This window comes from Amycolatopsis sp. NPDC028719 (genome assembly GCF_055565395.1).
On sequence record NZ_JBVHUL010000007.1, the window covers coordinates 96,143 to 121,718 of the forward strand.

The window sequence follows — 25,576 nt, forward strand, 5'->3', positions numbered from 1 at the left end:
GATGCTGAAGATGGACCCCGACGCGGCCGGCACCATCGTCACGATGGTCCGGCAGGCCGGCGCCGCCCCGGAAGGCGGGTTGCGGATCCACGCGCTCGCCGGCGCGACCCCGCAGCAGCCCGGTGTGACGGCGTCGGTGTCGGCGACCCCGGCCGACACCGACACGATCTTCGTGGACGACGACACCGGCGCCCGGGTGTTCGCCGACCAGGCGACGGCCGACGTCGTGGACGGCCGGACGCTGGTTCTGGCGCCGGGCGGCGGAGAACAGCCCGCGTTCGGCGTGGAGTGAAGTAGTGACGTGGAGGGCCTCCGGGCGGAGGCCCTCCGTCGCCCGAGCACAGACGGGAAGGTGGGCCGTGGAGACCGATGCGCTGCTCCAGAGCCTCACCCGGGTCGTGACCGCGCTCGACGGTCACGGCATCCGGTTCGCGGTCGCCGGCGGGCTGGCGGTCTACGCGCGGGGCGGGCCGCCCTCGGACCACGACGTCGACCTGTTCCTCAAGGCCGAGGACGCCCGGCGCGCGTCCGAACTGCTCGTCGACGCCGGCCTGCGAGCCGTCGAGCCGCCGGAGGACTGGCTCACCAAGGTCTACGACGGTGACCGCCTCGTGGACCTGATCTTCCGGCCCAACCACCGGCCGGTGACCGACGCGCTGCTCGACCGCGCCGCACTGATGCGGATCGGCCCGACCGCCGCGCCGGTCGTCTCCGGCACCGACCTGCTCGTGGACAAGCTGCTCGTGCTCGACCCGCACCGGTGCGACTTCGGTCCGCTCCTGCGGATCGCGCGTGATCTCCGGGAGCAGGTCGACTGGGCCGAGGTCGCGGTCACCACCGCCGGCTCGCCGTACGCGGCCGCGTTCCTTTCGTTGCTCACCCGGCTTTCCGTGATCGACCCGATCGGGGGAATCATGACCGAAACCCGCCAGTACCTGATCGCCCGGCTGACCCGGGCGCTCGCCGAAGACCCCCGGACCGCCGAGCTCGGCGTCCACGTGACGGTGCGCGGCGAGCACGTCCACCTCACCGGCGAGGTCACCTGCCCCGCGCGCAAGGCCGACGTCGACGCCGTCGTGTGCGAGCTGGTGGGCCGGGAGCTGGTGCACAACGACCTGCGGGTGGCCGACGTGCGGGAACCGGGTGTGGCCGAGGAGCTGGGCCGATGAGGATCGCCGCGGTCGGGGACGTGCACCTCGGAGAAGACTCCCGGGGGTCGCTGCGCCCCGTGCTCGACAACGTCGGCGAACACGCCGACATCCTGCTGCTGGCCGGTGACCTCACCCGGCACGGCACGCCCGAAGAGGCGGCGGTCGTCGCCGGCGAGTTCGGCGGCCTCGACGTCCCGGTCGTCACGGTGCTGGGCAACCACGACCACCACAGCGACGCCGCGGACCGGGTCGCCGGCCTGCTGACGGACGCCGGGATCACGGTCCTGGAAGGGACTTCGGCGCGGTTCACCTTCGGCGGGCGGAGTCTCGGCGTGGCCGGGGTCAAGGGCTTCGGCGGTGGTTTCGCGGGCAAGTGCGCGAGCCGGTTCGGGGAGCGGGAGATGAAGGACTTCGTCGAGCACACCATGGCGTCGGCCGCGTCGCTGCGGCACGCGCTGCTGGAGCTGGACACCGATGTCGTCGTCGCGCTGACCCACTACTCGCCGGTCGACGGCACGCTCCACGGGGAGCCGCCGGAGATCCACCCCTTCCTGGGGTCCTACCTGCTGTGCGAGCCGATCGACGAGGTCGGCGCCGACCTGGCCCTGCACGGCCACGCGCACTTCGGCTGCGAGCAGGGGATCACGCCGGGCGGCGTGCGGGTGCGCAACGTCGCGCAGCCGGTGATCCGGAAGGCCTACGCGGTCTACGCCTTCGAACCGGTGGCGGTGCGCTGAGCCGATCGGCGGAGGGAGGTGGCGCGATGACCGACCCGGACGATGACCGGAACCGGGCCGCGCTCGACGGCGAGCCGGGCCCGCTCGCCGGGCAGTTCGCGGAGCTGACCGCGCGGCTGCTGGACGCGGCCACCGTCGGCGAGGTCCTCGAGCAGGTCGTGAGGGCCGCCCGGCATACGGTGCCCGGGGCCGACCTGGTGTCGGTGACCCTCCGATCACCGCAAGGGAAGTACTTCACCCCGGTCGAGACGGATCCCGTGGCCACCGAGCTGGACCGGGTGCAGTACGAAACCGGGGAAGGCCCTTGCCTGGAGGCGTCCCGCGAGGACGGCCCGGGCCACGTCCACAGCGACGACCTCGCGGCGGAGCCGGCGTGGCCGCGCTTCGGTCCGCGCGCGGCGGAACACGGGTTCAAGGCGGTCCTGTCGACCGCGCTGTACCCCTTCGCCGCGCCCGAACACCAAAGCGGCGCGCTGAACATCTACGCCCGCGGGACGGCGGTGCTCGACGACCGGGCGCGGGACGCGGCGCTGTTGCTGGCCACGCACGCTTCCCTGGCCCTGGCCGGAGTCACGGCCCGCACGCGGGCCGAGCTGGAGGCGGAGAACCTGCGCCGCGCGATCGACAGCCGTGACGTCATCGGGCAGGCGAAGGGCATTTTGATGCAGCGCCGGGGGATCGGGGCTGACGAGGCGTTCGGTTTGCTGCGGTGGACTTCCCAGCAGCTCAACGTGAAACTGGCCGAGCTGGCGCGCACGCTCGCCACTCGCCACAGGGAGCTCGATCTGCCTCGCGTCGGCCGAGACTGACCGGGCCGCGGCTTACCGCTGATCGCGCCCGGCGGGGCCCCGTCACGGTGCCGGGGTGACCCACGAATTCGGCCGGCACACCGCGCCGTCCGGGTGGACGCGTACGGCCGCGCCCGGGTCGGACTGGTTGAGCTGGGCCAGGTAGGTGTTGGACAGGCCGAACGTCTGCTGCATCATCACCGGGGCCGGCGCGCCGGGGGCGGGGCAGCCGACGTGCGTGTGGCCGAGGGCGTGGCCCACCTCGTGGTTGATCGCGTAGCGGTGGTAGCCCGCCAGGTCGCCGTCGAAGGAGTGGGCGCCGCGCAGCCAGCGGGCCAGGTTCACCACGACCCGGTGCCGCTTGCGCAGGTAGCACGAGGAGTCGTACGGGATGGCGAAGCCGCAGAGGTCCGGGCGCCGGCTCGTGCCGGGGCTGGTGAGGCCGATCCGGACGTCGGGCTCGGCGTCCGTCCCGTCGACGCGCCGGAACGACACGTCGCCGAGCCCGGTCCAGCCGCGTGGATCCGCGAGGATCGCGTCGACGTCCGCGGCGAACGACGGGACGTCGACGCCGTCCTCGACCTCCACGGTGTAGGTCAGCTGCCGCGCGGCGGTGCCCGCGACGGTGCCGGTCGCGCCGGGCACGACGTGCCACGTGCCGGCTCCCGACGGCGTGACCGGGACGCCGCCGGGCAGCTCGGCGGGTTCCGCCGGCGCCGGGACGACGGCCGGGCGCGGGCGGCTGACCTGTTTCGGGAACGGGGTCCCCGCGACCACCCGGGGCGTGACCGCGAACGGCATCAGCAGCATGGCCACCGCAAGCAGGATGGCGAACGCGAGCAGCCCCGGCTGCCACCACGCGGCGGACGCGACCCGAGGCGAAGCCGCGGCGACCGGGTCGGCCGCGACGACCGGCTCGGCCGGGGCGACGGGCTCGGCCGTGGTGGGCGGGACGGCCTGCGGCGGGACGGCCTGCTGCGGGACGACCTGAGGCGGGACGGGTCGGGGGCGAGGCTGTGGCAGCCAGTCGGCCCGGTGGCCGTCGCTCCGGACCGGGAGCTGGTCAGTACGCAAGGCCCACACTCGCACAAGCCGGCGCGGGGGCGCTCTCGGACCGGGGGTAGGCGACCGTCGCCGGGTCGCCGTCCGACGTGTACCGGCGTCCCGTCGGGGACGCGAGGACGTCGAGCCAGTGCGTGGAACCGTAGTTCGCGTCCGTCCCGGTCGACTGGGATCGGATCCGCGGGATCGCCACGGGGTCGAAATCCTGCGAGCACGGCGAAGGCGCGGGCCCTGCTCCGACCAGCAGGACGCCGCCGTAGGAGTAGCCCGCTCCCCGCAGCGCGAGCTCACGGTGGCGAGGCTGTGCCCCGTACGGCAGAGCCAGGGTGGCCGGCTGGTAGCCGGGCACCGCTTGCCGGATCAGGCCGTCGCCTTCGACGATCGCGGCAGTCGCCGCGCTTTCGGTCGCACTGCGCAGGTTCGTGTGCCGCCGGGTGTGGTTCCCGATCTCGAAGTGGTGCTCGGCGAGCCAGCGCAACGCGCGTTCGTCGCCGCCGAACGGGCTCTCGTTGACGTACACGCTGGCGACGGGCCGGAAGGCGGGGTGCGCGGCCGCGACGTCGAGCAGGATCCGCACGGCGGTGCCCGGTGCGGGCTGCCCCTCGGGAGTGAGGGTGAAGACGCTGGGGTCGCCGTCGTCGAAGGTCAGGACCACGGGGTGCGCGCCGGCCGGCAGGTCCAGCCGCCGGGCCACCAGGTCGGCGGTCGTGACGGGGACGTAGTTCTCGGCGGCCAGCCGTTCCAGCTCCGCGGTGAAGTCCGCCGGGGTGCGCTCGTAGACCGATTTCGGCCGGTCGGTGATGCGGTGGTACATCAGCACCGGCACCCGGCCGAGCTCGTCCGCGCCGAGACCGCGCGCGGTCTCGGCGGTGACGTGGACGGGGGCCGCGGCCGGCGCCGGCCGCGGTGCCGCCGCCGGCGCGGCCGGAGGCGGTGGGGTCCCGCAGGCGGAGGCGGCGAGAACGGCGGTGCACCCGGCCACCAGCCGGAAAAGGGAACGCATGCCGGAAGTGTGCGACCGCGCCCGCCGCGGCGCGTGCGGGCCCACCGGGTCGGGTGACGGCGCTTTCCGCTGGCACAGCGCGAAAATCCCCGTTTCCCCTGGTCGGAGCCCCGGGTCCGGGGCAGGCTCCGGCACGATGCGGTGATCGTCGCCGCCGGGGTTTGCCAAAAGATCACCGCGGGTATTCCCTTTGCTGGCCCCGGATCCGCGCTCGGCAGCCGGCGCGGAGGGCAGCCCGAAGGAGTCCCGCATGCGCAATCTCAGTCGTCGTCTCCTGCTCACCACCGCACTGGCGGGTCTGGCCGGAAGTGCCTGTGGTGCCCAGCGAAGGGAGCGGGCCCTCGCGGTGCCGGTGACGGCTTCCCCGGTCGCCGTGGCACCGGCGCCACCCCCGCCGAACCCGCTGGAAAAGAGCCTGCTCGTCGGGTTCTGCGGCGCCCCGGGCGCGAAGGCCCTCGGCCGGATGACCGGCGATCTCACGGCCGCGAGCGACGAGCTGCGACGCCGCATCGCGACCTTCCCGCCGGGGCGGCCGGTCACCCCGGTCGTCGAGCTGATCGCCACGACCGTGCACCGCACGCCGGGCGCGGACGGCATGTACCGGAGCCGCTGCGAGGACGAGACGGTGCGGGACTACCTCGACGCCGCCCGGGCGATGAACGGCCTGCTGCTGCTGAACATCCAGCCCGGTCGCGCCGACTTCCTCCCCGAAGTGCGGGCGTACGAGCGCTGGCTGACCGAGCCGGACGTCGGCGTCGCGCTCGACCCGGAATGGGCCGTGGAGCCGGGGGTGGTGCCGGGCAAGAAGTTCGGCCGCACCGACGGGTCCGAGCTCGACGAGGTCGCCCGGTACCTCGCCGGCCTCGCCGTGGCGCACCGGCTGCCCGCGAAGGTCATGGTGTACCACCAGGTCGCGTCGTCGGTGGTGCGGGACGAGGCCCTGCTGCTGCCGCACACCGGGGTGTCGCCGGTGAAGGTGGTCGACGGCATCGGCTCGGCCGCGGCGAAGAAGGCGACCTGGAAGACGCTCATGACGACCAAGCCCGGCCACGTGCGGCCCGGGTTCAAGCTGTTCTTCGACGAGGACACCCGCCGTGGCGCCGCCCTGATGACCCCGGCCGAAGTGCTGGCCTTGCCGCCGACGCCGGCGTACGTGGTTTACGAATAGTCGTGGCCCAGCGAAAAGGCCGGTGCGGAGACTCTCCGCACCGGCCTTTTCGCCGTTCCCGGCCGGGCTCAGCCGGCGGGGACGATGTGCGGTCCGCCGAGGAGGTCGTTCACGAGCGAGGACAGGCTGAGCAGCAGCCGCTGGACCAGGGCGTTGAGCAGGTCCGTCACCGACGGCAGCCCTTGGCGGGCCTCGACCCGGGTGGCCAGCTCGTCGACGCCCTTCCGGGCTTCGGTGTTCTCCTGCCGGGCGGTGGCCGCGGTGTCGCGGGCATCGGCCTGGATGGTGTACCGCTTGCCCTGCGCCAGGTCGGTGAGCAGGGGGTCGAGCCGGGCGAGCGTGGCCTGCGTGCCGGGGACGTCCCCGTGATCCGCGCGGGCGGCCAGTCCGTCGCGCAGCGCCTGCACCTCGGCGGCCGCGCTGGTGGTGCTGGACGATCCGCTGCCGCCGGGGCCGCCGGCCAGTGCGACGCCCGAACCGGCCACGCTCACGAACGCCGCGGTGACGATCATCGCGAACGTACGGATCAATCGTTTCTTCATGTCGTACTCCTCGGGAATGACGATGCGGACGCGATTATCGTGATCGCCTGACGAGAATGACGCCAGTAGACGCCGGAACCGGCGGGCCGCCGGTGAATCCGGACGGTGCGCGGCCCTCGCGGCGCCGCCGGACAAACATCGACTTCGCGTGAAACGCGAACCCGGCAACGCGCGGCGCTGATCACGGAGTGTATGTGCGACCCTCTTTCGGGGGACCGCAACGGGAAATTCGGCTGAATCCAGTCCGATTTTCTCACGCGGGGTGCGGTACCACCTGGTCTTCGTGGCCCGGTGCTGGTTCACTCGTTCGCGAAGTTTCATCTTGGAAATACGGGGTACCCATGCAAATTTATCTGTCGCAGGAAATCCACTCTTAAGAAGGTTACGTCGGAAAACCCCTTCTTGCGCGGCGAATGTGACGCTAATCTGGGCGCCGGTCGAAACCGGTTCACCGCCGGCGGATGGCCTCCTCGGTGCCGGGACCTGACACGACGGCGCCCGCCGGATGGCACCAAAAGAAGAACGTCCCGGCGCTGACAGCGCCGGGACGTTCTTCGTGAAGAGGAGCGGGGAATACGTGCTGGCCGTTTCGCCCGGCGGAAGCCGTGCTCAGGCGCCCGGCGGGTTCCGCCGCGGCTCGGCCGGCGGGTACGCGTTCGCGGGCGGCGTCCCCGCACCCGCGGCCGGGTACCCCGCCATGGCCCCGGCCTTCGGCCCGCGCCGGACCAGCCCGGCGAGCCCGAGCAGGCCGACGAGCCCGAGCAGGCCCCACAAGCCGTTGTCCCCGTCGTCGTCCCGCGTGGTGTCCCGGTTCGTGCCGTCGTCCGGGTCGTCGGCCTGGTGTGCGATCGTGACGGGTGCCGGGGCGGGAGCGGAAGCGGCGGGCGTCGCGCCGGCCAGGGCGATGGCGGCGGACGCGACGCACCCGCAGATCAGTGTCCGTGCTGTGCGGTTCATCGGGAACCGTCCTTCCTGCGTGGGGTGGATGGTCGATCACCAGCGTTTTCCCGAAGATCGCGGGGTTCACACCAGTCGTCACGGAAACGGGCGAATCCGCCGCGCCCCCGACCCGGTTCCCGGCGCTGCAGCGGCCTTTGTAAGATGTTCTCAGGTTCAAGCAAGAGCCGTGGAAGGGCGTGCCGCGCGTGCACGACCGCCCCCGGCCGTTCTTCCTTTTCGCGCCGTTGCGCGCCCAATCATGGAAACAGTGTCCCACTGTCGTGGGCCCGGGGGAGGAATGAACCGTCATCTCGAGGTCGCGCCGGTCGGCGCGGCATTCACGGCACGTCTCATCTGCATGACCGGCGATCGCCTGATCCACCCCGCCGATCGCCGCAACGACCTCGCTCGGATCGTCGTGCGCTGGGCCCGGTACTGGGTCCCGGAAACCTGGTCGGCCCGCCAGTACTTCACCGCGCTGGGGATCGGCGACGACGAGAACCCTTGCTACGCCGACGAAGACGTCTCCGGCTGGCGGCTCTTGGAGCCTCGGCCGGACTCGCTGGCGTGGCGCGTCCGGTCCGGGGAAATCGACGTGACGACCGCGCTGACCGCGGAAGCCGAGGCCTGGCCCGCCTGACGCCGGCACGAGAAGCAGCCCTGCGCCGTCTCGGTGGGCGCAGGGCTCTTCGGCGTGCGCGTTTCCGTTGGGCCGCAAGCTCCACATTGTCGTGCGGTTCCGCAATTATTTGTGGCACGAGGAGAACCGGACTAACTCGATCGGACCACACCCGGCGCGGTCAGCGGGTCGCGACACCCACACGATGGGGGCACGAAGTGGAAATGTGCGCCGGAACACCAGTACTTTTTCCTCACTGAGGCGGGAACACACCTTCACTGCCGCCCTGTTCGACGCAATCGTCAACGATCGTCACCATGTCAGCACCGTCATTCGAGGAGTCAAACCCATGCTGAAGAAGATCGGCTTCGTCACGGCCGCCATGGCCGCCGGCGCGTTCGTGGCCGGTGGCGTCGCCGCCGCCGACACTCCCGACGGCCACCACTGGAACCACCACCACGGCGGCTACGACCACAGCGGCCAGGTCGGCCTGCTGAACCTGAACAACACCGACCTGCTGCACAACGTCAACGTCACCCCGGGTATCTGCGGCAACGACGTGAACGTCCTCGGCGTGCAGGTGCCGATCCGCGACTCGCTCAACGGCATCGGTGTGCCGATCCTGTCGCCGGGCGCGTCCGAGGCCAGCGGCGAGTCCCCGTACAACTGCGCTTCCGGCGCGGTGGTCGACGGCGGGACGAGCCAGGACAACTGAGCTTCCACGCCGACGCCGCCCGCTGTGTGTGCGGAAGCCGGCCGAGGCGTGGGATCCGGCGATTCGCGTCGACGTCGTACCGCGTGCCCGGAACCCGGAGCGAGCCGCACACTCCGGTTCCGGGTTCCGGGCACGTCGCGACGCCGAGCGACGCCGGCACGGGTGGGACCGGCCGCGCGACTGGAGAGTGCACCGGTCCCACCCGGCGTGACCGCACCATAACCGAGATCTTCGGGCCCGGCGATCGGAAGCCGGGCCCGATCGCCCCGCCGACGTCCGGCGGGGTCTTTTCCTAGGAGTCATTTCTCGTGATCAAGCAGCTCGGCTTCGTCGCCACCGCCCTTGCCGCCGGCATGGCGATCATCGGCGGCTCGGCCTCCGCGACCAGCCTCACCGTCGCGGGACACCCGGTCGACCACAACGACCAGGTCGGTCTCGGTAACGTGCAGAACCTCGACGCGGTGCACAACCTCAACGTGGTCGGCGGTGTCTGCGACAACAACGTCAACGTGCTGGGCGTCCAGGTCCCGGTGCGCGACGTCGCCGAGGGGGTCGGTGTCCCGGTCCTGTCGCCGGGTGAGCACGACGCCGAAGGCGAGACGCCGTACAACTGCGCCGCGGGCGACATCCAGGACGGCGGGACCGTCCAGGACAACTGACCGGTTCCGGTCCGGGCCGCCGCGCGGATTGCCCCCCGCGCGGCGGCTTCACGTCTTGTCGAGCCGGTGCACGGCCACCTCGCGCCCCACGAGGAGCGCGGCCGCCGCGACCGGGACCGCCACCAGCGCGCCGACGACCCCGAGCAGCTCGAACCCGACCAGCACCGCGACGACGGTGACGAGCGCCGGGATCCGGACTGCGCGGCCGACGATCTTCGGCAGCAGCAGGTAGTCCTCGAGCAGCCGGTACCCGACGAAGAACCCGGCGGTGGCCAGGCAGACCGGCACGGACACGGTGAGCGCGACGAGACTGCTCCCCACCCCGGCCGCGATCGACCCCGCCACGGGCACCAGGTCGAGCACGGCGACGAGCAGGGCCAGCACCAGCGGATAGGGCACCCCGAAACTCCAGAACCAGACGAGCGACGTCACGCCGGCGACCAGCGACACCACGACGTTGCCGAACAGGTAGGCGCCCACCTTCTTGAAGACGGCGTCACCGATCAGGATCACCCGCGGCCGCCGTGATCGCGGCGCCAGCCGGTACAGCGCCGTGCGCACCCGCGGGAAGTCGGCCACGAGGTACGCGGTGAGCACCACGACGATCACGGTGTCCCCCAGCAACCCGGCGATCCCGGTGGCCACGTCGGCGAGCTCGATCGATCGCACCGCGGCCTCGAGGTCGAGCTTGTCGTTGAGCGAGCCCAGGAAAGTACCGCGGTCGTGCAGCTGCGCGAGGTAGCGCGGGGCCTGGTCCGCCAGCCGCCCGGCCTGGTCGGCCAGGGGAACGGCGACCGCCGCGACGGTGCCGCCGAGGACGGCCAGCACGCCCGTGACGACCACCGTCGCCGCGAGCGCCCGCGGCATCCGGCGCGCGAGCCGGCCGGTGATGGGTTCCAGTCCCACGGCGATGAACAGGGCGACGCCGATCAAGAGCAGCACGTGAGCCGTCGCCAGCACGACTTCGACCACCCCGACCGTGACGGCCACGCCCGCGGCGGCGGCCATCCCGACGAAGAACGGCGAGCGCCGGTCGAGCGGCCGTCCCGGCGAGCCCAGCGGGCGGTCGTGGTCTTCGGCCGCCGCGGCCTCGGCCTCCCCGACGGCGTGGCCGGCGCGGTGAGCCCCTCGTCCCCTCGTCGTGTGCATGAGGCGGGGCTACCCGTTGGGGTGCACCGAAATCCACTCGATCCGGCGAGCGGGGAAGGCATGCTTCCCGGTGACTAGGGGTGTTCGGCGTTGCCGAACCCGGCGCCGGCGTCGAAGTATTGAGCATGAGCCCCAGGAGTCTCTCGCTCGTTCCGGTGATCACCGTCCTGCTCGCCTTCGGGCTCTGCCCGGTCGCGTCGGCCGCCGGCGCGCCACGGTTGCTGCTCAACCAGGACTTCCCCGACCCCGACATCGTGAAGACGGACACGGGCTACTCCGCCTTTTCCACGAGCACCGGATCGGTGAAGATTCCCGTCGCCGGTGCCCCGGCGGCGGAAGGCCCGTGGCGCGTCACGGGGGACGCGCTGGCGGCGGTGCCGTCGTGGGCCAAGCCCGACGGCGGGTTCTGGGCCCCGGAGGTCACCCGGCTGGCCGACGGCACGTTCGTGCTGTACTTCTCCGCGGTGGTCGCCGCGGGCGGAGAGATGTGCGTCGGCGCCGCCACGGCGGCGAAACCCGAAGGCCCGTACACGCCGGCCGGGGAGCAGCCGGTCGTCTGCGTGCCGGGCGACAGCGGCGACATCGACCCGCAGGCCTTCGTCGACGCCGACGGAACCCGTTACCTGCTCTACAAGAGCGACGGCACACCCACCGGTGCCCCGGCGGCGATCTGGTCGCAGAAGGTGGGCCCCGACGGCCGTACCCCGGTGGGCGCCCGCGTGGAACTGCTGCGGGCCGACCTCAACGCGGAGAAGGCCGTCGTCGAGGCGCCGTCGATGGTCAAGACGTCGACGCGCTACCTCCTCTTCTATTCCGCCGACACGTTCCAGAGTTCCGGCTACCACACGAGTTATGCCTCGGCTCCCACGGCGAACGGCGCCTTCGTCAAGGCGGACGCCCAGTTCCTCTCCACCGAACTGCTCGGCGGGAAGGTCGACGCGCCGGGCGGTGCGGACGTCGTCGACGGCCACATCTTCTTCCACGGCTGGCTCGGCGGTGGCCGCACGGCGCGGGGGCTGTACGAGCTGCCCATCAGCTTCCCCGGCGACGTCCCGCAGCTCGGCTGAACGAGCGAAGAGTCCGTCGTGCCCGGCGGGGAGGTCCCCGGAGTGAGCGCGCTGCGGTTCTTCGCGGGCGCCGCTGTCACCCACCCGGGTAGCGCTTCGGTTGACCGTCCGGATGCGGGCTATCCCCGGTGGGTGAAGTCCCTGCGGTGACGAGGAAGCGAGGACCGCCATGACGGCGTGGTGGGGTTTGGCGGGGTTGGCCGGCCTGCTCGGTCTTTTCGGGCTGGTCCGGATCCGGGGCCGGCGGACGCGGGCGCCGGCGGGGGACCCGCTCGCCCGGTACCCCGCCGCGCGGGAGCCGGCCGTTCCGAACGCCGATGCCGCGCACACGCCGCTGATGACGCCCGCGATCACGCCCCGGATGCTCGCGACCCCCGCGCCAAGGCCGGCGCCGCCTCCGCGCGTGGTCCCGAAGAAACCCGCGGAGCCCGATCCGGCCGCGTCCGGAACCCTCGCCGGTGAGATCCCGGCGGACCGGGTCGAGCGGGTGGCACCCGTGGCACCCGCCGTCGCGACACCGGAACCCGCTGCCGCTGCACCGGAACCTGCTGCCGCTGCACCGGAACCCGCTGCCGCGGCGCCAGAACCTGCTGCCGCGGAAACGAAACCCGCCGCCGCTGCATCAGATCCCCCTGTCACGGCACCGGAACCCGTCGTCGCGGAAGCGGAACCGCGGCCTGCGCGGGAGATGCGGGAAGGACCGTCCACATCGGCCGGTGCGTCCGTGGAACCACGCCGGGGGAAGCACCGGGGCACCCGGCCCGTGGTCCGGTCGCTGGCCCGGAAAGCGAAATCGTTTCTCCGCCATCGAACGGGTTAGCAGTTCCCAAGAAATCGTGGGTTCGGGTGTCCCGAATGGGTGCCATGGCACAAGAAAGGTACCGAAAGCGCGGTATGTTCTTCCCCGAGCAGAAATTCTGCCTTCGATGTCGATCTCGTGACTCGATTCCAGTTCGGCATCGTCCGCTTGGAAAGGATCACCAGAGCTATGACTGAATTCCGTCGATTGGCCGTCGCCGCCGCGATGACGGTGCCGCTTTCGGTGCTGACGGCCGGGGTTTCCTCCGCCGGCATCGGCGACGGCCCCGATGAGTTCGGTGTCACCGAAACCTCCGGGGCCTACGCCGGTATCGGCGGAGCCGGAACGTACGAGAGCTTTTCCGGCTCGGCCGACGATGGCGATTGGTGGTGGTCGGAGGAAAGCGCCACCACCGCCGGTCCGCTGGGTGCCGCGGTCATGCATTCCGGGGAAGCCGGTTCCGACGACGAGGACGAGGCCTGGTCGGACGACGACCGCGCCGGCCGTCCGGCGGTGGCGCACGGCAAGCGCCACGTGGCTGTGAACGAGTCCGTCAGCCCGCCGCTGCGGCGGCACGTGCACAGCTTGCCCGCGCACACCTACAGCCGGCCGAGCCACGACACCGGCGACGTCGGCTACGTCGAGACCACGAAGACGGCCGACCTGGCGGGCGCGAGCTCGTCGCACGTCGCGAGCCACGCCGGCCACGACTACGCGGTCTACCACTCGAGCGACCTTTCGGCCGGCCCCGAGGGCGCCGTTTCCGAGGGCGTGAAGGCCGTCGCGGTGCCCGAGTTCGCCGGCTACGAGAAGTGGTACACCGCGGCCGGCGAGGCCGGCGCGGTCGTGCACGAGGTGAGCTCGGTGGCCGACGCGACCGACGACGACTGGGACGCGACCGACGACGGCTGGCACTCGCACCACACCCACTACCGGCACTGAATGACTGTGGGCCGGGGCGCTGCGGCGGCCCGGCCCACGACCGGCTCCAGCTGTGCGGGCCCCTGGCGACGTGCCGGGCCCGCACAGCTGGTCCATGTTTTCCCGGCGGGCTCGTTCGGTACCGTCGAGCGGCGAGGCGGGGACGTGTCGGCCTGACGGACAGGAGACGGTGGGACGTGACGGAATCGAAGGTGACCTGGGGCGGCCAAACCGTTTTCGTTTCGAACCGGACGGGAGCGGTCACGCTCTCGAACGAGGGGCGAGCGGCGGTGCTGGAGATCGCCGGGGTGTTCGACATCGCCCTGGCTCCCCAGGTGCGCGCGATGGCCGGCCGCGCCGTCGGGGCCGCACCGGACGTGCTGGTGGTCGACCTGACGCTCGTGGAGTTCCTGTCGTCGGCGGGCATGGGCGAGCTGGTCCGGATCCACCGGGCCCTGGGGCGCGACAAGGTTCGCGTCGTGGTGGCCGACGAGATCGTCCGGCGGCCATTGGAACTGACCCGCCTGACCGGAGTGCTCGCCTTGTACCCGACGCTGCCGGCGGCGCTCGACGGCGTCGCGGCTCCCGGCCGTGAGCCCGTGCCGGCCGCGCGACCGCGGTAGCCGTCAAGCGAGCCGGTGCGCGGTCTCCAGCAGCATGGCGTGGACGAAGGCCTGGGGCAGGTTTCCGCGCAGCTGCCGCTGGCGGACGTCGTACTCCTCGGCCAGCAGGCCGGGCGGACCGCAGGCGGCGCGCGTGCGTTCGAACCAGCGGAAGGCTTCGGCCTGGTCGCCTTGGTGGCGGTGCGCGAGGGACAGGATGAAGCCGCACAGGAGGAAGGCGCCTTCGGCGTCGCCGAGGGGCCGGTCTTCCGGCGCGAAGCGGTAGATGTAGCCGTCCTGGCAGAGGTCGGTGCGGACGGCGTCGAGGGTGGCGGTCGTGCGGGGGTCGGTGGCCGGGAGCGCGCCGCGGACCGGGGGCAGGAGCAGCGCGGCGTCGGTGCCGGTGCGGCCGGGACTGCGTTGCCAGGCGCCGCGGTGGTCGATGCAGCGCCGGGTCGTTTCGGCGAGCAGCCGGTCCGCGAGGCCGGACAGCTCGGCGGCGCGGCGCGCGGTGTGGTGCCGGGCGATCGCGCGCAGCCCGGCGACGCAGGTCAGGCGGGAGTGGGTCCACCAGTCGTCCTCCAGCTCCCACACCCCCGCTTCGGGCTGGTCCCAGCGCCGGGTGATCAGGTCGGCGCAGACGTCGATCGCCCGTGTGGTGTCCGGTGTGAGGCGGTCGTGGCGGGCGGCGGCGGCGTACAGCTGCAGGAGTTCGCCGACGGTGTCGAGCTGGAACTGGTCGGTGACGTGGTTGCCGGTCACCGGGTGCCCGCCGGGGTAGCCGGGCAGGTCCAGGGCGGTTTCGCCGGGCGGCGGAGTGCCGTCGGTGTGGTAGGCGGGCAGGAGCTCGTCGCCGTGGTCGAGCACGCGGGCGGTGGTGAAGGCGACGGCGTCGTCGAGCAGCGGGTGCGGCTCGGCGACCGACGCGGCGAGACCGGCGTAGCACTGGTCGCGCAGCCACACGTAGCGGTAGTCGTAGTTGCGGCCGGCTTCGGCGCGCTCGGGCAGGCCGAGGGTGGCGGCCGCGACCATGCCGCCACCGGCGGTCGTGAGGCCGCGGAGCACGGCACTGGCATGGCGGGCGTCGCGCGGGGCGACCGTGCCGTCGAGCGGCGGAACCGCCTGGTGCCAGGTGTGTTCGGTGGCGGCCCACAGCTCGTCGGCGTCGGCGGGACGCGGCAGCGGCCGGCCGCTGATCTCCAGGACGAAGTCGTGGCGTGCGCCGCCGGGCACGGTCAGGTCGAGGAGCAGCCGGCCTTCGTCGTCGGGCCGGGCGTCCGCGGCACCGGTCCAGCGGATCCGCAGCTCGCCGGTCCACGCGGTCCAGACGCCGTCCTCGAGGGACAGGTCGCGCATCGGGTCACGGCCGAACGCGCCGCGGAGATCGAGCTGGACGCGCAGGGCGACGGCACGCTCGACGGCTTCGATGCGCCGCAGCAGCACGACTCGCGCGGGATCGGCCGGGTAGGCGAGCGCGTCGCGGCACTCCACCTCGATGCTCGTGCCGACCCACCGGTTGCGCCAGATCAACGTGCCGGGCTCGTAGTGGCCACCCCAGACGCACGGGCCGGCGGGGCTGATCGAGTAGCTGCCCCGCCCGCCGATCAGCGAGGAGAGGACGGCGCCGTCGGCCCAGCCGGGCGCGCACAGCCAGGCGATGTCGCCGCGGGGCCCGCAGAGCGCGCCGCGTTCGCCGTCGGCCAGGAGGGCGTACTCGCGCAGGACGTGCGGCGGGAAGTCGTGCCAGCCGCTCATGACCGGGCTCGGCGCCACAATCCGAGACCGGCGGCGACGGCCGCGCCGCCACAGCCGGCGAGCAGGCCGTGGTGCCGGCTCGCCCACAGCTGGAGGCTGCGCGGGGTGGACTTGCCGTCGAACTCGCCGTGGGCGCCGTAGTCGTGCCCGTCCGCGCCGTCGGCCGGTTTCCACAGGTTGGCCGGCTGATCCGCCGGTTTGGGGTCGGGGGTCTGCTGGGACCTCAAGCCGGTCTTCGCGAGGTAGCGGTCGAGGATGCCGGGCGCGACGGCGTTGGCGATGAGCGTGCCGACCGTGCTCCCGCCGACCCAGTACTCGCGCCGCCGCGGGTGGTCCGCGGCGTGCACGACCGCGCGGGCGGCGACCTCGGGCTGGTAGATCGGCGGCACCGGCTGGGCGTGGTGCGGCAGGCGGGACAGCACCCACGAGAACTGCGGGGTGTTGACCGCGGGCATCTGCACCATCGTCACGTGCACGCCGCTGCGCTCGGACAGCAGCTCGCAGCGCAGCGACTCGTGGAAGCCCTGGACGGCGTGCTTCGCACCGCAGTAGGCGCTCTGCAACGGAATCCCGCGGTAGGCCAGCGCCGAGCCGACCTGCACGACCGCGCCACGATCGCGCGGTTTCATGCGGTTCAGGGCGGCCATGGTGCCGTAGACGTAGCCGAGGTAGCTGACTTCGGTGACGCGGCGGAACTCCTCCGGCCGGATGTCGGCGAAGCGCGCGAAGACCGAGGTGAACGCGACGTTCACCCACACGTCGATCGGGCCGAGTTCCCGTTCGACCCGGTCGGCCGCGGCTTCGACCTGGCCGGCGTCGGCGACGTCGGTGGGGATGGCGAGGGCGGTGCCCCCGGCGACGCGGACATCGTCGGCGGCCGCCTTCAGGCCTTTCTCGCCGCGCGCGAGCAGGGCGACGCGCGCTTGCCGGGCCCCGAACGCGCGGGCCACGGCGCGCCCGATGCCGCCGCTGGCCCCGGTCACCACGACGACCTGGTCCTGCTTCTTGGTGTCTGCCACGGGCTTTCCTTTCTGCTTTCTACCGAGCCTTGCGGGCGGCGTAGGCCCACGTGGCGGCACCGGCCGCGCTGGTCAGGGCGAGGCGCCGCCACCGCGGTGCGAGGCCGGCCAGCGCGAGCATGCTCACGCTGTGCGCGGCGTCGGCGGTCCACGCCCACCGGGCCGCGAAGCCGTGCGGGCTCCGCAGCGTGACGGCGGCCTGGGCCAGGTGCCGCGCGCCCAGCGCGGTGCCCACCGCCGCCAGTTCCCGCCGCTCCCGGAACACCGACCGGGAGGCGGCCAGAAGCGTCCCGCCCCACACGGCCCGCGCTGCCGCGACCTGCCGGGCCCTCATCGTGTCCTCCGGCGTGCGACGGCGACCCCGAGCGCGGCGGCGCCGATCGCCGACCCGGCGAGCCACCCCGCGCGGCCGGGTGGCCGCGGGCGGACCGGATCGTCGCCCAGCGCGGACGCCAGCAGCTCGGCCAGGTGGACGCCCTCCCGGCCGTTGCTGTCGAGCTGGTGGATCTGCGTCCGGCAGCTGAAGCCGTCGGCCAGCACGGTGGTGCCGGGCGGCGCCTCGCGCACCCGGGGCAGCAGCACCCGCTCGGCGCAGGCCTCGCTGACCGCCAAGTGCCCCTTCTCGAACCCGAAGTTGCCGGCCAGCCCGCAGCACCCGGAGTCGAGGTGTTCGGCGTCGACGCCGGCGGCCTTCAGCAGCTTCTGGTCGGCGTCCCAGCCCATGACGGCGTGCTGGTGGCAGTGGACCTGCGCGATCGCCTTCGCGTCCAGCTGGGGCGGCCGGTAGCCGGGGGAGTGTTCGGTGAGCAGCTCGGCCAGGGTGACGGTCTGCGCGCGCAGCCGGCGGATGTCCTGGTCGCCGGGGAAGAGCTCGAACGCGTCGGAGCGGAACACCGCCGTGCAGCTGGGTTCCAGGCCGACCACGAACCCGCCGTCCCGCAGGTGCGGTGCCAGTTCGCGCACGGTGCGGGCGAGGATGTGCTTGGCGGTGCCGAGCTGGCCGGTGGAGATCCAGGTGAGCCCGCAGCACAGCGGCGTCAGCGGCATCGTGACCCGCCACCCGGCGTCTTCCAGGACGCGGACCGCGGCCCGGCCGATGTGCGGGTGGAACGAGTTCGTGAACGTGTCCGGCCACAACAGGACCGTGCCTCGGGCGCCCTCGCGGGCCGGGCGGCGCCGGGCGAACCACTGCTGCAGCGTTTCCCCGGCGAACAAGGGGATCTCGCGGTGCTCGACGCCGGCGGCGAGCGTGGCCGCGCGGGCCAGTCCGGGGGTGTGCGTGAGCGTGTTGACCAGTTTCCCGGCCCGTAGCCTGCCGACGACCTGGGCGAGCGCGGGCAGCCAGCCCATCGTGAAGTCCGAGCGCGGCCGCCGCCACGGGCGGCCTTCGTAATGGTGGGAAAGGAACTCCGCCTTGTAGGTCGCCATGTCCACATTGGCCGGGCAGTCGGTCTTGCAGCCCTTGCAGGCCAGGCAGAGGTCGAGGGCGTCGCGCACCTCGGTGGAGCGCCAGCCGTCGCCGACGGGACTGTCGCCGTGCCCGTCGAGCATCTCGAACAGCAGCCGCGCCCGCCCGCGCGTCGAGTGTTCTTCCTCGCCGGTCACCTGGTACGACGGGCACATCACCTGGCCGCCGCTCGTCGTGTGCTGACGGCACCGCCCCACGCCGACGCAGCGGTTGGCCGCTTCGGCGAACGAGCCGCCGTCGTGCGGGAACCGGAAGCGCAGGTCCTGCGGGTCGGCCGGGGCCCAGTTCCCGCCGAGGCGCAGGTGCTCGTCGAGCCGGTAGGGGGCGATGACCTTGCCGGGGTTCATCCGGTCGCCGGGGTCGAAGATCGCCTTGAGCCGGCCGAACGCGGTCACGATCTCCTCGCCGAACATCTTCGGCAGCAGCTCACCGCGGGACTGCCCGTCACCGTGCTCGCCGGAGAGCGAGCCGCCCAGCCCGGCGACGAGGTCGGCGGCGCGTTCCATGAAGCGGCGGTAGGTGGCGACGCCGTCGGCGGAGTAGAGGTCGAACGGGATCCGCGTGTGGACGCACCCTTGCCCGAAGTGGCCGTACAGGCTCGGGCCGGTGTCGCTCGCGTAGCCGAACTCCTCGTACAGCGCGGTCAGCTTCCGCAGGTATTCGCCGAGCCGCTCGGGTGCGACGGCGGAGTCCTCCCAGCCTTCGAAGGTGTCGGCTTTCCCGGGAACGTGGGCGGTGGCGCCGAGACCGGCTTCGCGGACCTGCCAGAGTTCGTTCTCCCGCGCCGGGTCGTCGAGGAACTCGACGTCGGCTTCGTGCTCGGTGTCGTGCAAGGCGTCGAGCATCCGGTGGGCCTGGCGTTCGACCTCCTCGCTGGTGGTGCCGCCGAACTGCACCATGAGGAACGCGCGGCCCTCGGGCAGCTCGGCCAGCGCCTGGGGATTCATGTGCTTGAGCTGCTGGTCGTGGATGAGCTTGTGGTCCACGCCTTCGAGCGCGATCGGCTCGTGCGGGAGGATCGACGGCACGGCGTCCGCGGCCTCGGCGATGCCGGGGTAGCCGAGCACCACCAGGGTCCGCTCGGGCAGCACCGGCACCAGCTTCAGCTCCGCCCGCAGCACGGTGACCAAAGTGGACTCGCTGCCGACGAGCAGCCCGGCGACGTCGAAGCCGTGCTCCGGCAGCAGCGAGTCGAGGTTGTAGCCCGACACGCGCCGCGGGATGTCCGGGAACCGGCGGCCGATCTCCTCGGCGTACTCGTCGCGCAGCCGGCGCAGCTGCCGGTAGATCGCCGCCTGCGCGTTGCCGTGGCGTTCGATCCCGGCGTATTCCTCGTCGCTCGTCCGGCCGCACCAGAACCGGGTGCCGTCGGCGAGGACGACCTCGAGCCGCGCGACGTTGTCGACGACCTTGCCGGTGCGCTGGGCGGTGGCGCCGCAGGAGTTGTTGCCGATCATGCCGCCGAGGGTGCAGTTCATGTGCGTGGCCGGCTCCGGCCCGAACCGCAGCCCGGTGTCGGCGAGCTGCCGGTTCAGCTCGTCGAGCACGATCCCGGGTTGCACCACGCAGGTCCGGGCGCGCTCGTCGACGGACTCGATCGCCGTGCAGTACTTCGACCAGTCGAGGACCACGGCGGTGTTGGTGCACTGGCCGGCCAGGCTGGTGCCGCCGCCCCGGGAGAGCACCGGCGCCCCGAACTCCCGCGCCACGGCCAGTGCCGCCACCGCGTCCTCCGGGGTCCGGGGGACGACGACGCCGAGCGGCACCTGCCGGAAGTTGGAGGCGTCGGTCGAGTAGGCCGCGCGGGTTCCGTCGTCGAAGCGCACTTCACCGGCGACCCGGCGGCGCAGCGCCACGACCATGGTCTCGATGTCGATCTCGGAGCGGTCCGGGCGGCGGACGACCGGATCCGGCAGCTCGACGTGTCCCATCGCGTGTTCCTCCTTCAAACCGCGTACTCGGCCGCGACGCCGGCCCGGAACGTCAGGCCGTGGCCGGGCGTGGCCGGGGACGGGGTGACGGCGCCGCCCGCCGGGTCGAGGCACCCGTCGAAGAGCAGGCGCTCGATGCGGTCGTGGTCGGCGAACCATTCGATGTGCCGGAAGTTCTCGGTGGCGACCCCGGCGTGGGCGGAGAGGTTCGGCGCGCAGTGCGCGGAGACTTCGCGGTTCGCCGCGGCCGCGACCGCGGCGGCGCGTCGCCATTCGGTGTAACCCCCGCAGCGGGTGACGTCGACCTGCAGGCAGTCCACGACCGGCACCATGCGGGCGAAGTACGGCAGGTCGTAGCCGTATTCGCCGGCGGCGACGTCGGGACCGCCCGGGAAGCGGACGGCGCCCAGCCCGGCGAGGTCGTCGCTCGAGACGGGTTCCTCGAACCAGGTGACGCCCCATTCGAGCAGCCGCTCGGCGACCCGGCGCGCCTGCCCGGCCGAGTAGGCGCCGTTGGCGTCGACGTAGAGCTCGACGTCGTCGCCGACCTTGTCGCGGGTCAGCGCGACACGCTCGAGGTCGCGCCGCACGGCACCACCCCACGACTCGCCGATCTTGATCTTCACGCGGGGGATGTCCTGCCGGCGCACCCAGTCGTCGAGCTGGGCGATCAGCTCACCGTCGCCCAGCGTGGTGAAGCCGCCGCTGCCGTAGACGGCGACGCTCTCGTGCACCCGGCCGAGCAGCCCGCTCAGCGGCAGGTCCAGCCACCGGGCGGCGGCGTCCCACAGGGCGACGTCGACCGCGGAGAGCGCGCACGACACCAGCCCGGGGCGGCCGAGGTTGCGGATCTCCCGCCGCATCGCCGCCCACGCGGCCGGGACGTCGCTCAGCGGCCGGCCCGTGACCGCCGTGGCCAGCTTCCCCTCGATCAGCGGCACGCACGCCGCGTCGGCGTAGGTCCAGCCCACGCCCGTCACCGGCCCGGCGTCGACGTGCGCCACCACGAGGGTGGTCGCGTCCCAGGCGAGGGTTCCGTCCGCTTCCGGAGCGGATGTCGGCACCCGGTAGGCGGCCGCCCGGACCCGGTCGACCGCGGGCGGCTGCCGGGTCATCAGCTCTTCCCGCCGGGCAGGAACTCCTGCAGCTTCGTCTTGACCCCCTGCGCGACGAGGTGGAACGCGTCCGGGTCACCCTTCAGCACCGCCTGGGCGGCCGACTTCACCTGCTCGAACGTCGCGTGCGGCGGGATCGGCGGCACCTCGGGGTCGCAGCGGACGTCGAGCACGGCGGCCTTTCCCGCGCCGAGCACGGTGTCCCACGCCGAAGCGAGCTGGTCCGGCTTGTCGACGGTGACGGCCGTGAGCCCGAGCGAGAGCGCGAAACCGGCGTAGTCGACGTCCGGGAGGCTCTGGGACTCCTCGAACTTCGGCGCGCCACCCATCGCGCGCAGCTCCCAGGTGACCTGGTTGAGGTCGTTGTTGTGGAAGACGCAGATGACACAGGTCGGGTCGGTCCACAGGTGCTGGTAGCGCGCGATGGTGATCAGCTCGGCGAGGCCGTTCATCTGCATGGCGCCGTCTCCGACCAGGGCGATCACCGGCCGGTCGGGGTGGGCGAACTTCGCGCCGATGGCGTACGGCACGCCCGGGCCCATCGTGGCCAGGGTGCCCGACAGCGAACCGCGGATGTCGCCACGGATGCGCAGGTTGCGGGCGTACCAGTTGGTGGACGAGCCGGAGTCCGCGGTGACGATGGCGTTCTCCGGGATCCGCTTCGACAGCTCGGACACGATCGCCATCGGGTTCACCGGGTCGGCGTCGACCGCGGCTTCCTTCTCGACGGTGTCCCACCAGGACGCGACGTTCTTCTCGATCGTCTCGCGCCACGACCGGTCCGGCTTGCTCGTGAGCTTGGGCAGCAGCGCGCGCAGGGTGGCCGCGCTGTCCCCGACGAGGTTGACCTCGGTCGGGTAGCGCATCCCGATGAACCGGCCGTCCAGGTCGATCTGCACGGCGCGGGCCTGGCCGAAGTCGGGCAGGAACTGGCTGTAGGGGAAGTTCGAGCCGACGATCAGCAGCGTGTCGCAGTCGCGCATGAGCTCGTAGCTGGGCCGGGTGCCGAGCAGCCCGATCGAGCCGGTCACGTACGGCAGCTCGTCGGACAGGACGTCCTTGCCCAGCAACGCTTTCGCCACCCCCGCGCCGGTGACCTCGGCGAGCTGCCGGACCTCTTCGGCCGCGCCGCGCGCGCCCTGCCCGACCAGGATGGCGACCTTCTCGCCGGCGTTGAGCACCTCGGCCGCCGCGTCGATGTCCTGCTCCGCGGGCACCGGCCGGGACCACGCCGTGCCCGGCGGGCTGGAGGGCACCTGCTTGAACGCGTGCTTCGGCGGTTCGTACGGCTCTTCCTGCAGGTCGGCGGGGATGATCAGCGCGGTCGGGCAGCGGGACGACTCGGCCGTGCGGATCGCCCGGTCGAGGGCGTTGGGCAGCTGCTCGGCGACGTTGACCTCGACGAGGTACTCGCTCGCGACGTCCTTGTAGAGCGCCTGCAGGTCGACTTCCTGCTGGTAGCTGCCGCCCATCGCGCTGCGCGCGGTCTGCCCGACGATCGCCACGACCGGGACGTGGTCGAGCTTCGCGTCGTAGAGCCCGTTGAGCAGGTGGATCGCGCCGGGACCCGAGGTGGCCATGCAGACGCCGACCTTGCCGCTGAACTTCGCGTAGCCGACCGCCGCGAAGGCGGCCATCTCCTCGTGCCGCGCCTGCACGAAGCGTGGCTGGTTGTCCGCTTTCCCGAACGAGGCGACCAGGCCGTTGATCCCGTCGCCCGGATAGGCGAAGACCTGCTCCACGCCCCACTCACGCAAGCGCTGGAGCAGGTAGTCGCCGACCGTCTGAGCCATCAGAACTCCTCACCCGAGTATCGAATGTCCTGACGGGTACCCCTGTTCCGGGCCGGTACGCGGGCGCACACGAAAGATCCCCGTACGTGGGCTATGTCCGGTCCGCACGGCCGGAGCCGCGGCCGGGCAAGGGTTTCTCGCTCAGCTGCGCTCGACGGCCACCGGACTGGTGAGGTAGTGCCGGATGACCGGGGCGACCCAGGCTTCGAGCTCGGCACGTCCCATGTCCGCCAGGGGCGGCACTTTCAGCACGTAGCGCGAGACGGCCAGGCCGAGGATCTGGGAGCCGAGGAGCGCGGCGCGCTCGGGCGCGCGGTCGGCCACGACGGCGGCCACGGCCGGGGCGACCTGGCCGGTGAACAGCTCCAGCATCTTCGCCGCGGCCGCCTCGCTGGTCGTCGCCGCGCGCAGCAGGGACAGGAACCCGGCGTCGTCCTCCCAGACGCCGAAGAACCGCGGCATCAGCACGTGCGCGAGGTCGTCCGCGCGCACCCCGGTGAGGTCGGGCAGGTCCAGCGTGAACTCCGCGGCCGCCGCGAAGAGGCCCTCCTTGGTGCCGAAGTAGCGGATGACCATCGCCGGGTCGACGCCGACGTCCGCGGCGACGTCGCGCAGGCGCACCCGGTCGAACCCCTGGGCGCCGAACCGGGTCCGGGCCGCTTCGAGGATCGCGGCGCGGGTGGCGGGGGCGGAGCGGCGGCGGGGCGAAGTCACCTCCGCAGGGTAAGTCACCGACGGTTGACTTGGTGCGCCGGCCCTCGTACCGTCCTAAGTCACCCATTGTTGACTTAGGAGGTTCGGCGTGGACACCGTGGATGTCGTCGTGGTCGGCGCCGGCCCGACCGGCTGCCTGCTGGCCGGGGAGCTGGCCCTGGCCGGCCGGTCGGTCGTGGTCGTCGAGAAGCACGCCGAGGCGTCGCCGCTCAGCCGGGCGTTCGGGACCCACGCCCGGACGCTGGAGGTCCTGGACACCCGGGGGCTCGCCGACGACCTGGTCGCCACGGGGACGCGCGCGGGCAGCCTGAGCCTGTGGAAGAGCGCGGGCCTCGACCTCACCCGGCTGCCGTCGCGCTTCCCGTTCCTGCTGGTCACGCCGCAGCGCAACGTCGACTCGCTGCTGGCGGAGTACGCGCGGGGCCAGGGCGCGCGGATCGTGCGCGGCACCGCCGTCACCGGCCTCGACCAGCGGGACGACGGCGTCGTGGTCCACGCCGGCGCCCGGGCGTGGAAGGCGTCCTACGTGGTCGCGGCCGACGGCGCGCACAGCACCGTCCGGCGGCTGACCGGCACGCGGTTCCCGGGCACCGTGCTGCTGACCTCGATCATGCTCGCCGACGTGCGGCTCGCGGATCCGCCCGCCACGGTCATCACCGTGGACGCGGTCAAGGACAGCTTCGCGTTCCTGGCGCCCTTCGGCGACGGGTGGTTCCGCGTCATCGCCTGGCACCGCCGGCACGAAGGCGACGCGGGCTTCCGGGCGGAACCCGCGCTGGTGCGCGACATCCTCCAGCGGACGATGGGCACCGACTTCGGCATGGGCGAGACCCGGTGGATCTCGCAGTTCCGCAGCGACGAACGCCAGATCGGCGCTTACCGCTCGGATCGCGTGTTCTTCGCCGGCGACGCCGCGCACGTGCATTCGCCGGCGGGCGGCCAGGGCATGAACACCGGCATCCAGGACGCGGCCAACCTCGGCTGGAAGCTGGCCGCCGTCCTCGACGGCGCCGATCCCGCGGTCCTCGACACCTACCAGGCGGAACGGCACCCGGTCGGCCGGCTGGTGCTGCGCACGAGCGGGGCCACGATCCGGATGATGACGCTGCGGGCGTGGCCGTTGCGGATGCTCCGCAACCACGTGCTCGGCGCGCTTCTGCGCAGTGGCCGCTTTTCCCGCAAGGCCGCCGGGATGTTCACCGGGACGGGGATCCGCTACCGGCGCGCGCCGGCCGAGCACCCGCTGACCGGAACCCCCGCGGGCGACCTCCCGGTGCGGGAGGGACGGTTGCCGGAATCCTTGCGCCACGGCGGATTCGTGCTCGTGGCGAGCCGGGACGCCGGGCCGGTGTCCGCGCCGGTGCCGGTGGTGCACCGCACCGACGACGGGCCGGGGCTGCTGGTGCGTCCGGACGGCTACGTCGCCTGGGCGGGCGACGTCGAGGCGGGGGAGTGGGCGGCAGTGCTGGACCGCTGGACCGCCCCGCAACGCGAACGGAGTGGCCGCTGATGCAGGTCGTCGTCATCCGCTTCACCGTGCGCGAAGAGTGGGCCGGCCGGTGGCTCGACCTCGTCGGCGAGTTCACCCGCGCGACGCGGGCCGAGGAGAGCAACCTCTGGTTCTGGTGGGCGCGCAGCGTCGACGAGCCGGGCGTCTTCTTCCTGCTGGAGGGGCACCGCGAGGACGGCGTCGAGCAGCACCTGAAGTCGCCGCTGATCCCGAAGATCCAACGCGAATGGCCGGCCGCTCTCGCCGAGACGCCGCGCGTGCTGATGACGACGATGCCCGGGGACGGCTGGCCGGAACTGGCCCTCCTGCCGGTGCCGGCCCGTGCCACCCCCGCCGAGGGGTAGGAAGGG

At 72.6% G+C, this 25,576-nt stretch carries 25 protein-coding genes; 13 read left to right on the forward strand and 12 right to left on the reverse strand.

The features are described 5' to 3' along the window. Position 1: 1 nt before the first annotated feature. From ACZ4TR_RS31065 to ACZ4TR_RS31080, 4 genes are all read left to right on the forward strand, one after another. Positions 2-292, forward strand: a complete 291-nt coding sequence (locus ACZ4TR_RS31065; protein ID WP_465290892.1) for a hypothetical protein — start codon at positions 2-4, stop codon at positions 290-292. 67 nt (positions 293-359) lie between these two features. Continuing rightward, entirely contained in the window at positions 360-1,169 is an 810-nt protein-coding gene (locus ACZ4TR_RS31070; RefSeq protein WP_465290894.1) for a nucleotidyltransferase family protein, read from the forward strand. Next, positions 1,166-1,888: a metallophosphoesterase family protein gene (locus ACZ4TR_RS31075; RefSeq protein ID WP_465290896.1), complete on the forward strand. Its 723-nt coding sequence runs from the start codon at positions 1,166-1,168 to the stop codon at positions 1,886-1,888. The genes ACZ4TR_RS31070 and ACZ4TR_RS31075 overlap by 4 nt, the downstream gene beginning before the upstream one ends. A gap of 26 nt (positions 1,889-1,914) precedes the next feature. After that, the gene (locus ACZ4TR_RS31080) at positions 1,915-2,697 is read left to right on the forward strand and encodes a GAF and ANTAR domain-containing protein (RefSeq protein WP_465290898.1); all 783 of its coding nucleotides are present in this window, start codon (positions 1,915-1,917) and stop codon (positions 2,695-2,697) included. Positions 2,698-2,739: 42 nt separating this feature from the next. On the opposite strand, the gene ACZ4TR_RS31085 is transcribed toward ACZ4TR_RS31080, so the two are convergent. After that, positions 2,740-3,750, reverse strand: a complete 1,011-nt coding sequence (locus ACZ4TR_RS31085) for a DUF3152 domain-containing protein (RefSeq protein ID WP_465290900.1) — start codon at positions 3,748-3,750, stop codon at positions 2,740-2,742. Then, on the reverse strand, positions 3,740-4,741 hold the full coding sequence (locus ACZ4TR_RS31090; protein WP_465290902.1) for a polysaccharide deacetylase family protein: 1,002 nt from the start codon (positions 4,739-4,741) through the stop codon (positions 3,740-3,742). Before ACZ4TR_RS31090 ends, ACZ4TR_RS31085 begins: the two co-directional genes overlap by 11 nt. A 250-nt stretch (positions 4,742-4,991) precedes the next feature. Here ACZ4TR_RS31090 and ACZ4TR_RS31095 point away from each other — a divergent pair, with 250 nt between their 5' ends. Then, positions 4,992-5,909, forward strand: coding sequence for a hypothetical protein (locus ACZ4TR_RS31095; protein WP_364523007.1), 918 nt, complete (start codon positions 4,992-4,994; stop codon positions 5,907-5,909). A 68-nt stretch (positions 5,910-5,977) separates the two neighbouring features. On the opposite strand, the gene ACZ4TR_RS31100 is transcribed toward ACZ4TR_RS31095, so the two are convergent. Both ACZ4TR_RS31100 and ACZ4TR_RS31105 read right to left on the reverse strand, forming a co-directional pair. Further along, complete coding sequence (locus ACZ4TR_RS31100) at positions 5,978-6,451, reverse strand: hypothetical protein (RefSeq protein WP_465290904.1); 474 nt, start codon at positions 6,449-6,451, stop codon at positions 5,978-5,980. A 609-nt stretch (positions 6,452-7,060) separates the two neighbouring features. Further along, positions 7,061-7,408, reverse strand: coding sequence for a WGxxGxxG family protein (locus ACZ4TR_RS31105; RefSeq protein ID WP_465290906.1), 348 nt, complete (start codon positions 7,406-7,408; stop codon positions 7,061-7,063). Positions 7,409-7,688: 280 nt separating this feature from the next. On the opposite strand from ACZ4TR_RS31105, the gene ACZ4TR_RS31110 reads away from it, so the two are divergent. The 3 genes from ACZ4TR_RS31110 (at position 7,689) to ACZ4TR_RS31120 (ending at position 9,383) form a co-directional block, all read left to right on the forward strand. Beyond that, positions 7,689-8,030 (forward strand): hypothetical protein, encoded by a 342-nt coding sequence (locus ACZ4TR_RS31110; RefSeq protein ID WP_465290908.1) that lies wholly within the window; start codon positions 7,689-7,691, stop codon positions 8,028-8,030. Between the two features lie 328 nt (positions 8,031-8,358). Next, positions 8,359-8,724, forward strand: coding sequence for a hypothetical protein (locus tag ACZ4TR_RS31115; RefSeq protein WP_364523015.1), 366 nt, complete (start codon positions 8,359-8,361; stop codon positions 8,722-8,724). Positions 8,725-9,032: 308 nt separating this feature from the next. After that, positions 9,033-9,383: a hypothetical protein gene (locus ACZ4TR_RS31120; RefSeq protein ID WP_465290910.1), complete on the forward strand. Its 351-nt coding sequence runs from the start codon at positions 9,033-9,035 to the stop codon at positions 9,381-9,383. Between the two features lie 48 nt (positions 9,384-9,431). Here ACZ4TR_RS31120 and ACZ4TR_RS31125 read toward each other — a convergent pair whose 3' ends face one another. Continuing rightward, the gene (locus tag ACZ4TR_RS31125) at positions 9,432-10,532 is read right to left on the reverse strand and encodes an AI-2E family transporter (RefSeq protein ID WP_465290912.1); all 1,101 of its coding nucleotides are present in this window, start codon (positions 10,530-10,532) and stop codon (positions 9,432-9,434) included. Positions 10,533-10,657: 125 nt separating this feature from the next. Here ACZ4TR_RS31125 and ACZ4TR_RS31130 point away from each other — a divergent pair, with 125 nt between their 5' ends. From ACZ4TR_RS31130 to ACZ4TR_RS31140, 3 genes are all read left to right on the forward strand, one after another. Further along, a complete protein-coding gene (locus tag ACZ4TR_RS31130) occupies positions 10,658-11,599 on the forward strand; it encodes a glycoside hydrolase family 43 protein (protein WP_465290914.1) in 942 nt (313 codons plus the stop codon). Positions 11,600-12,587: 988 nt separating this feature from the next. Next, the gene (locus ACZ4TR_RS31135) at positions 12,588-13,340 is read left to right on the forward strand and encodes a hypothetical protein (protein ID WP_465290916.1); all 753 of its coding nucleotides are present in this window, start codon (positions 12,588-12,590) and stop codon (positions 13,338-13,340) included. 176 nt (positions 13,341-13,516) lie between these two features. Beyond that, positions 13,517-13,942: an STAS domain-containing protein gene (locus tag ACZ4TR_RS31140; RefSeq protein ID WP_465290918.1), complete on the forward strand. Its 426-nt coding sequence runs from the start codon at positions 13,517-13,519 to the stop codon at positions 13,940-13,942. 3 nt (positions 13,943-13,945) lie between these two features. On the opposite strand, the gene ACZ4TR_RS31145 is transcribed toward ACZ4TR_RS31140, so the two are convergent. The 7 genes from ACZ4TR_RS31145 to ACZ4TR_RS31175 all read right to left on the reverse strand — a co-directional run bounded on the left by ACZ4TR_RS31145 (position 13,946) and on the right by ACZ4TR_RS31175 (position 23,716). Next, the gene (locus tag ACZ4TR_RS31145) at positions 13,946-15,676 is read right to left on the reverse strand and encodes a glycoside hydrolase family 15 protein (RefSeq protein WP_465290920.1); all 1,731 of its coding nucleotides are present in this window, start codon (positions 15,674-15,676) and stop codon (positions 13,946-13,948) included. Then, on the reverse strand, positions 15,673-16,695 hold the full coding sequence (locus tag ACZ4TR_RS31150; protein ID WP_465290922.1) for an SDR family oxidoreductase: 1,023 nt from the start codon (positions 16,693-16,695) through the stop codon (positions 15,673-15,675). Before ACZ4TR_RS31150 ends, ACZ4TR_RS31145 begins: the two co-directional genes overlap by 4 nt. A 19-nt stretch (positions 16,696-16,714) precedes the next feature. After that, positions 16,715-17,029 carry a hypothetical protein gene (locus ACZ4TR_RS31155; protein ID WP_465290924.1) on the reverse strand — a complete coding sequence of 105 codons (315 nt, stop codon included), beginning with the start codon at positions 17,027-17,029 and terminating at the stop codon, positions 16,715-16,717. Next, entirely contained in the window at positions 17,026-20,094 is a 3,069-nt protein-coding gene (locus ACZ4TR_RS31160; RefSeq protein ID WP_465290926.1) for an FAD-binding and (Fe-S)-binding domain-containing protein, read from the reverse strand. The genes ACZ4TR_RS31155 and ACZ4TR_RS31160 overlap by 4 nt, the downstream gene beginning before the upstream one ends. A 14-nt stretch (positions 20,095-20,108) precedes the next feature. Next, positions 20,109-21,209 (reverse strand): enolase C-terminal domain-like protein, encoded by a 1,101-nt coding sequence (locus tag ACZ4TR_RS31165; protein WP_465290927.1) that lies wholly within the window; start codon positions 21,207-21,209, stop codon positions 20,109-20,111. Beyond that, the gene (locus ACZ4TR_RS31170; protein WP_465290929.1) at positions 21,209-23,002 is read right to left on the reverse strand and encodes a thiamine pyrophosphate-requiring protein; all 1,794 of its coding nucleotides are present in this window, start codon (positions 23,000-23,002) and stop codon (positions 21,209-21,211) included. Before ACZ4TR_RS31170 ends, ACZ4TR_RS31165 begins: the two co-directional genes overlap by 1 nt. A gap of 141 nt (positions 23,003-23,143) precedes the next feature. After that, a complete protein-coding gene (locus ACZ4TR_RS31175; RefSeq protein ID WP_465290931.1) occupies positions 23,144-23,716 on the reverse strand; it encodes a TetR/AcrR family transcriptional regulator in 573 nt (190 codons plus the stop codon). Positions 23,717-23,804: 88 nt separating this feature from the next. Between ACZ4TR_RS31175 and ACZ4TR_RS31180 the strand changes: the two genes are divergently transcribed. Next, positions 23,805-25,226, forward strand: coding sequence for an FAD-dependent oxidoreductase (locus ACZ4TR_RS31180; protein WP_465290933.1), 1,422 nt, complete (start codon positions 23,805-23,807; stop codon positions 25,224-25,226). Further along, positions 25,226-25,570 (forward strand): putative quinol monooxygenase, encoded by a 345-nt coding sequence (locus ACZ4TR_RS31185; protein ID WP_465290935.1) that lies wholly within the window; start codon positions 25,226-25,228, stop codon positions 25,568-25,570. The genes ACZ4TR_RS31180 and ACZ4TR_RS31185 overlap by 1 nt, the downstream gene beginning before the upstream one ends. The last annotated feature ends 6 nt before the right edge of the window (positions 25,571-25,576 follow it).

What these genes read in the sequence shown, in the direction of transcription:
- ACZ4TR_RS31065 (WP_465290892.1), top strand. Translation starts at nt 2, where the DNA reads ATGCTGAAGATGGACCCCGACGCGGCCGGCACCATCGTCACGATGGTC.
- ACZ4TR_RS31075 (WP_465290896.1), top strand. Translation starts at nt 1,166, where the DNA reads ATGAGGATCGCCGCGGTCGGGGACGTGCACCTCGGAGAAGACTCCCGG.
- ACZ4TR_RS31080 (WP_465290898.1), top strand. Translation starts at nt 1,915, where the DNA reads ATGACCGACCCGGACGATGACCGGAACCGGGCCGCGCTCGACGGCGAG.
- ACZ4TR_RS31090 (WP_465290902.1), bottom strand. Translation starts at nt 4,741, where the DNA reads ATGCGTTCCCTTTTCCGGCTGGTGGCCGGGTGCACCGCCGTTCTCGCC.
- ACZ4TR_RS31095 (WP_364523007.1), top strand. Translation starts at nt 4,992, where the DNA reads ATGCGCAATCTCAGTCGTCGTCTCCTGCTCACCACCGCACTGGCGGGT.
- ACZ4TR_RS31100 (WP_465290904.1), bottom strand. Translation starts at nt 6,451, where the DNA reads ATGAAGAAACGATTGATCCGTACGTTCGCGATGATCGTCACCGCGGCG.
- ACZ4TR_RS31105 (WP_465290906.1), bottom strand. Translation starts at nt 7,408, where the DNA reads ATGAACCGCACAGCACGGACACTGATCTGCGGGTGCGTCGCGTCCGCC.
- ACZ4TR_RS31110 (WP_465290908.1), top strand. Translation starts at nt 7,689, where the DNA reads ATGAACCGTCATCTCGAGGTCGCGCCGGTCGGCGCGGCATTCACGGCA.
- ACZ4TR_RS31115 (WP_364523015.1), top strand. Translation starts at nt 8,359, where the DNA reads ATGCTGAAGAAGATCGGCTTCGTCACGGCCGCCATGGCCGCCGGCGCG.
- ACZ4TR_RS31125 (WP_465290912.1), bottom strand. Translation starts at nt 10,532, where the DNA reads ATGCACACGACGAGGGGACGAGGGGCTCACCGCGCCGGCCACGCCGTC.
- ACZ4TR_RS31130 (WP_465290914.1), top strand. Translation starts at nt 10,658, where the DNA reads ATGAGCCCCAGGAGTCTCTCGCTCGTTCCGGTGATCACCGTCCTGCTC.
- ACZ4TR_RS31135 (WP_465290916.1), top strand. Translation starts at nt 12,588, where the DNA reads ATGACTGAATTCCGTCGATTGGCCGTCGCCGCCGCGATGACGGTGCCG.
- ACZ4TR_RS31145 (WP_465290920.1), bottom strand. Translation starts at nt 15,676, where the DNA reads ATGAGCGGCTGGCACGACTTCCCGCCGCACGTCCTGCGCGAGTACGCC.
- ACZ4TR_RS31155 (WP_465290924.1), bottom strand. Translation starts at nt 17,029, where the DNA reads ATGAGGGCCCGGCAGGTCGCGGCAGCGCGGGCCGTGTGGGGCGGGACG.
- ACZ4TR_RS31160 (WP_465290926.1), bottom strand. Translation starts at nt 20,094, where the DNA reads ATGGGACACGTCGAGCTGCCGGATCCGGTCGTCCGCCGCCCGGACCGC.
- ACZ4TR_RS31165 (WP_465290927.1), bottom strand. Translation starts at nt 21,209, where the DNA reads ATGACCCGGCAGCCGCCCGCGGTCGACCGGGTCCGGGCGGCCGCCTAC.
- ACZ4TR_RS31170 (WP_465290929.1), bottom strand. Translation starts at nt 23,002, where the DNA reads ATGGCTCAGACGGTCGGCGACTACCTGCTCCAGCGCTTGCGTGAGTGG.
- ACZ4TR_RS31185 (WP_465290935.1), top strand. Translation starts at nt 25,226, where the DNA reads ATGCAGGTCGTCGTCATCCGCTTCACCGTGCGCGAAGAGTGGGCCGGC.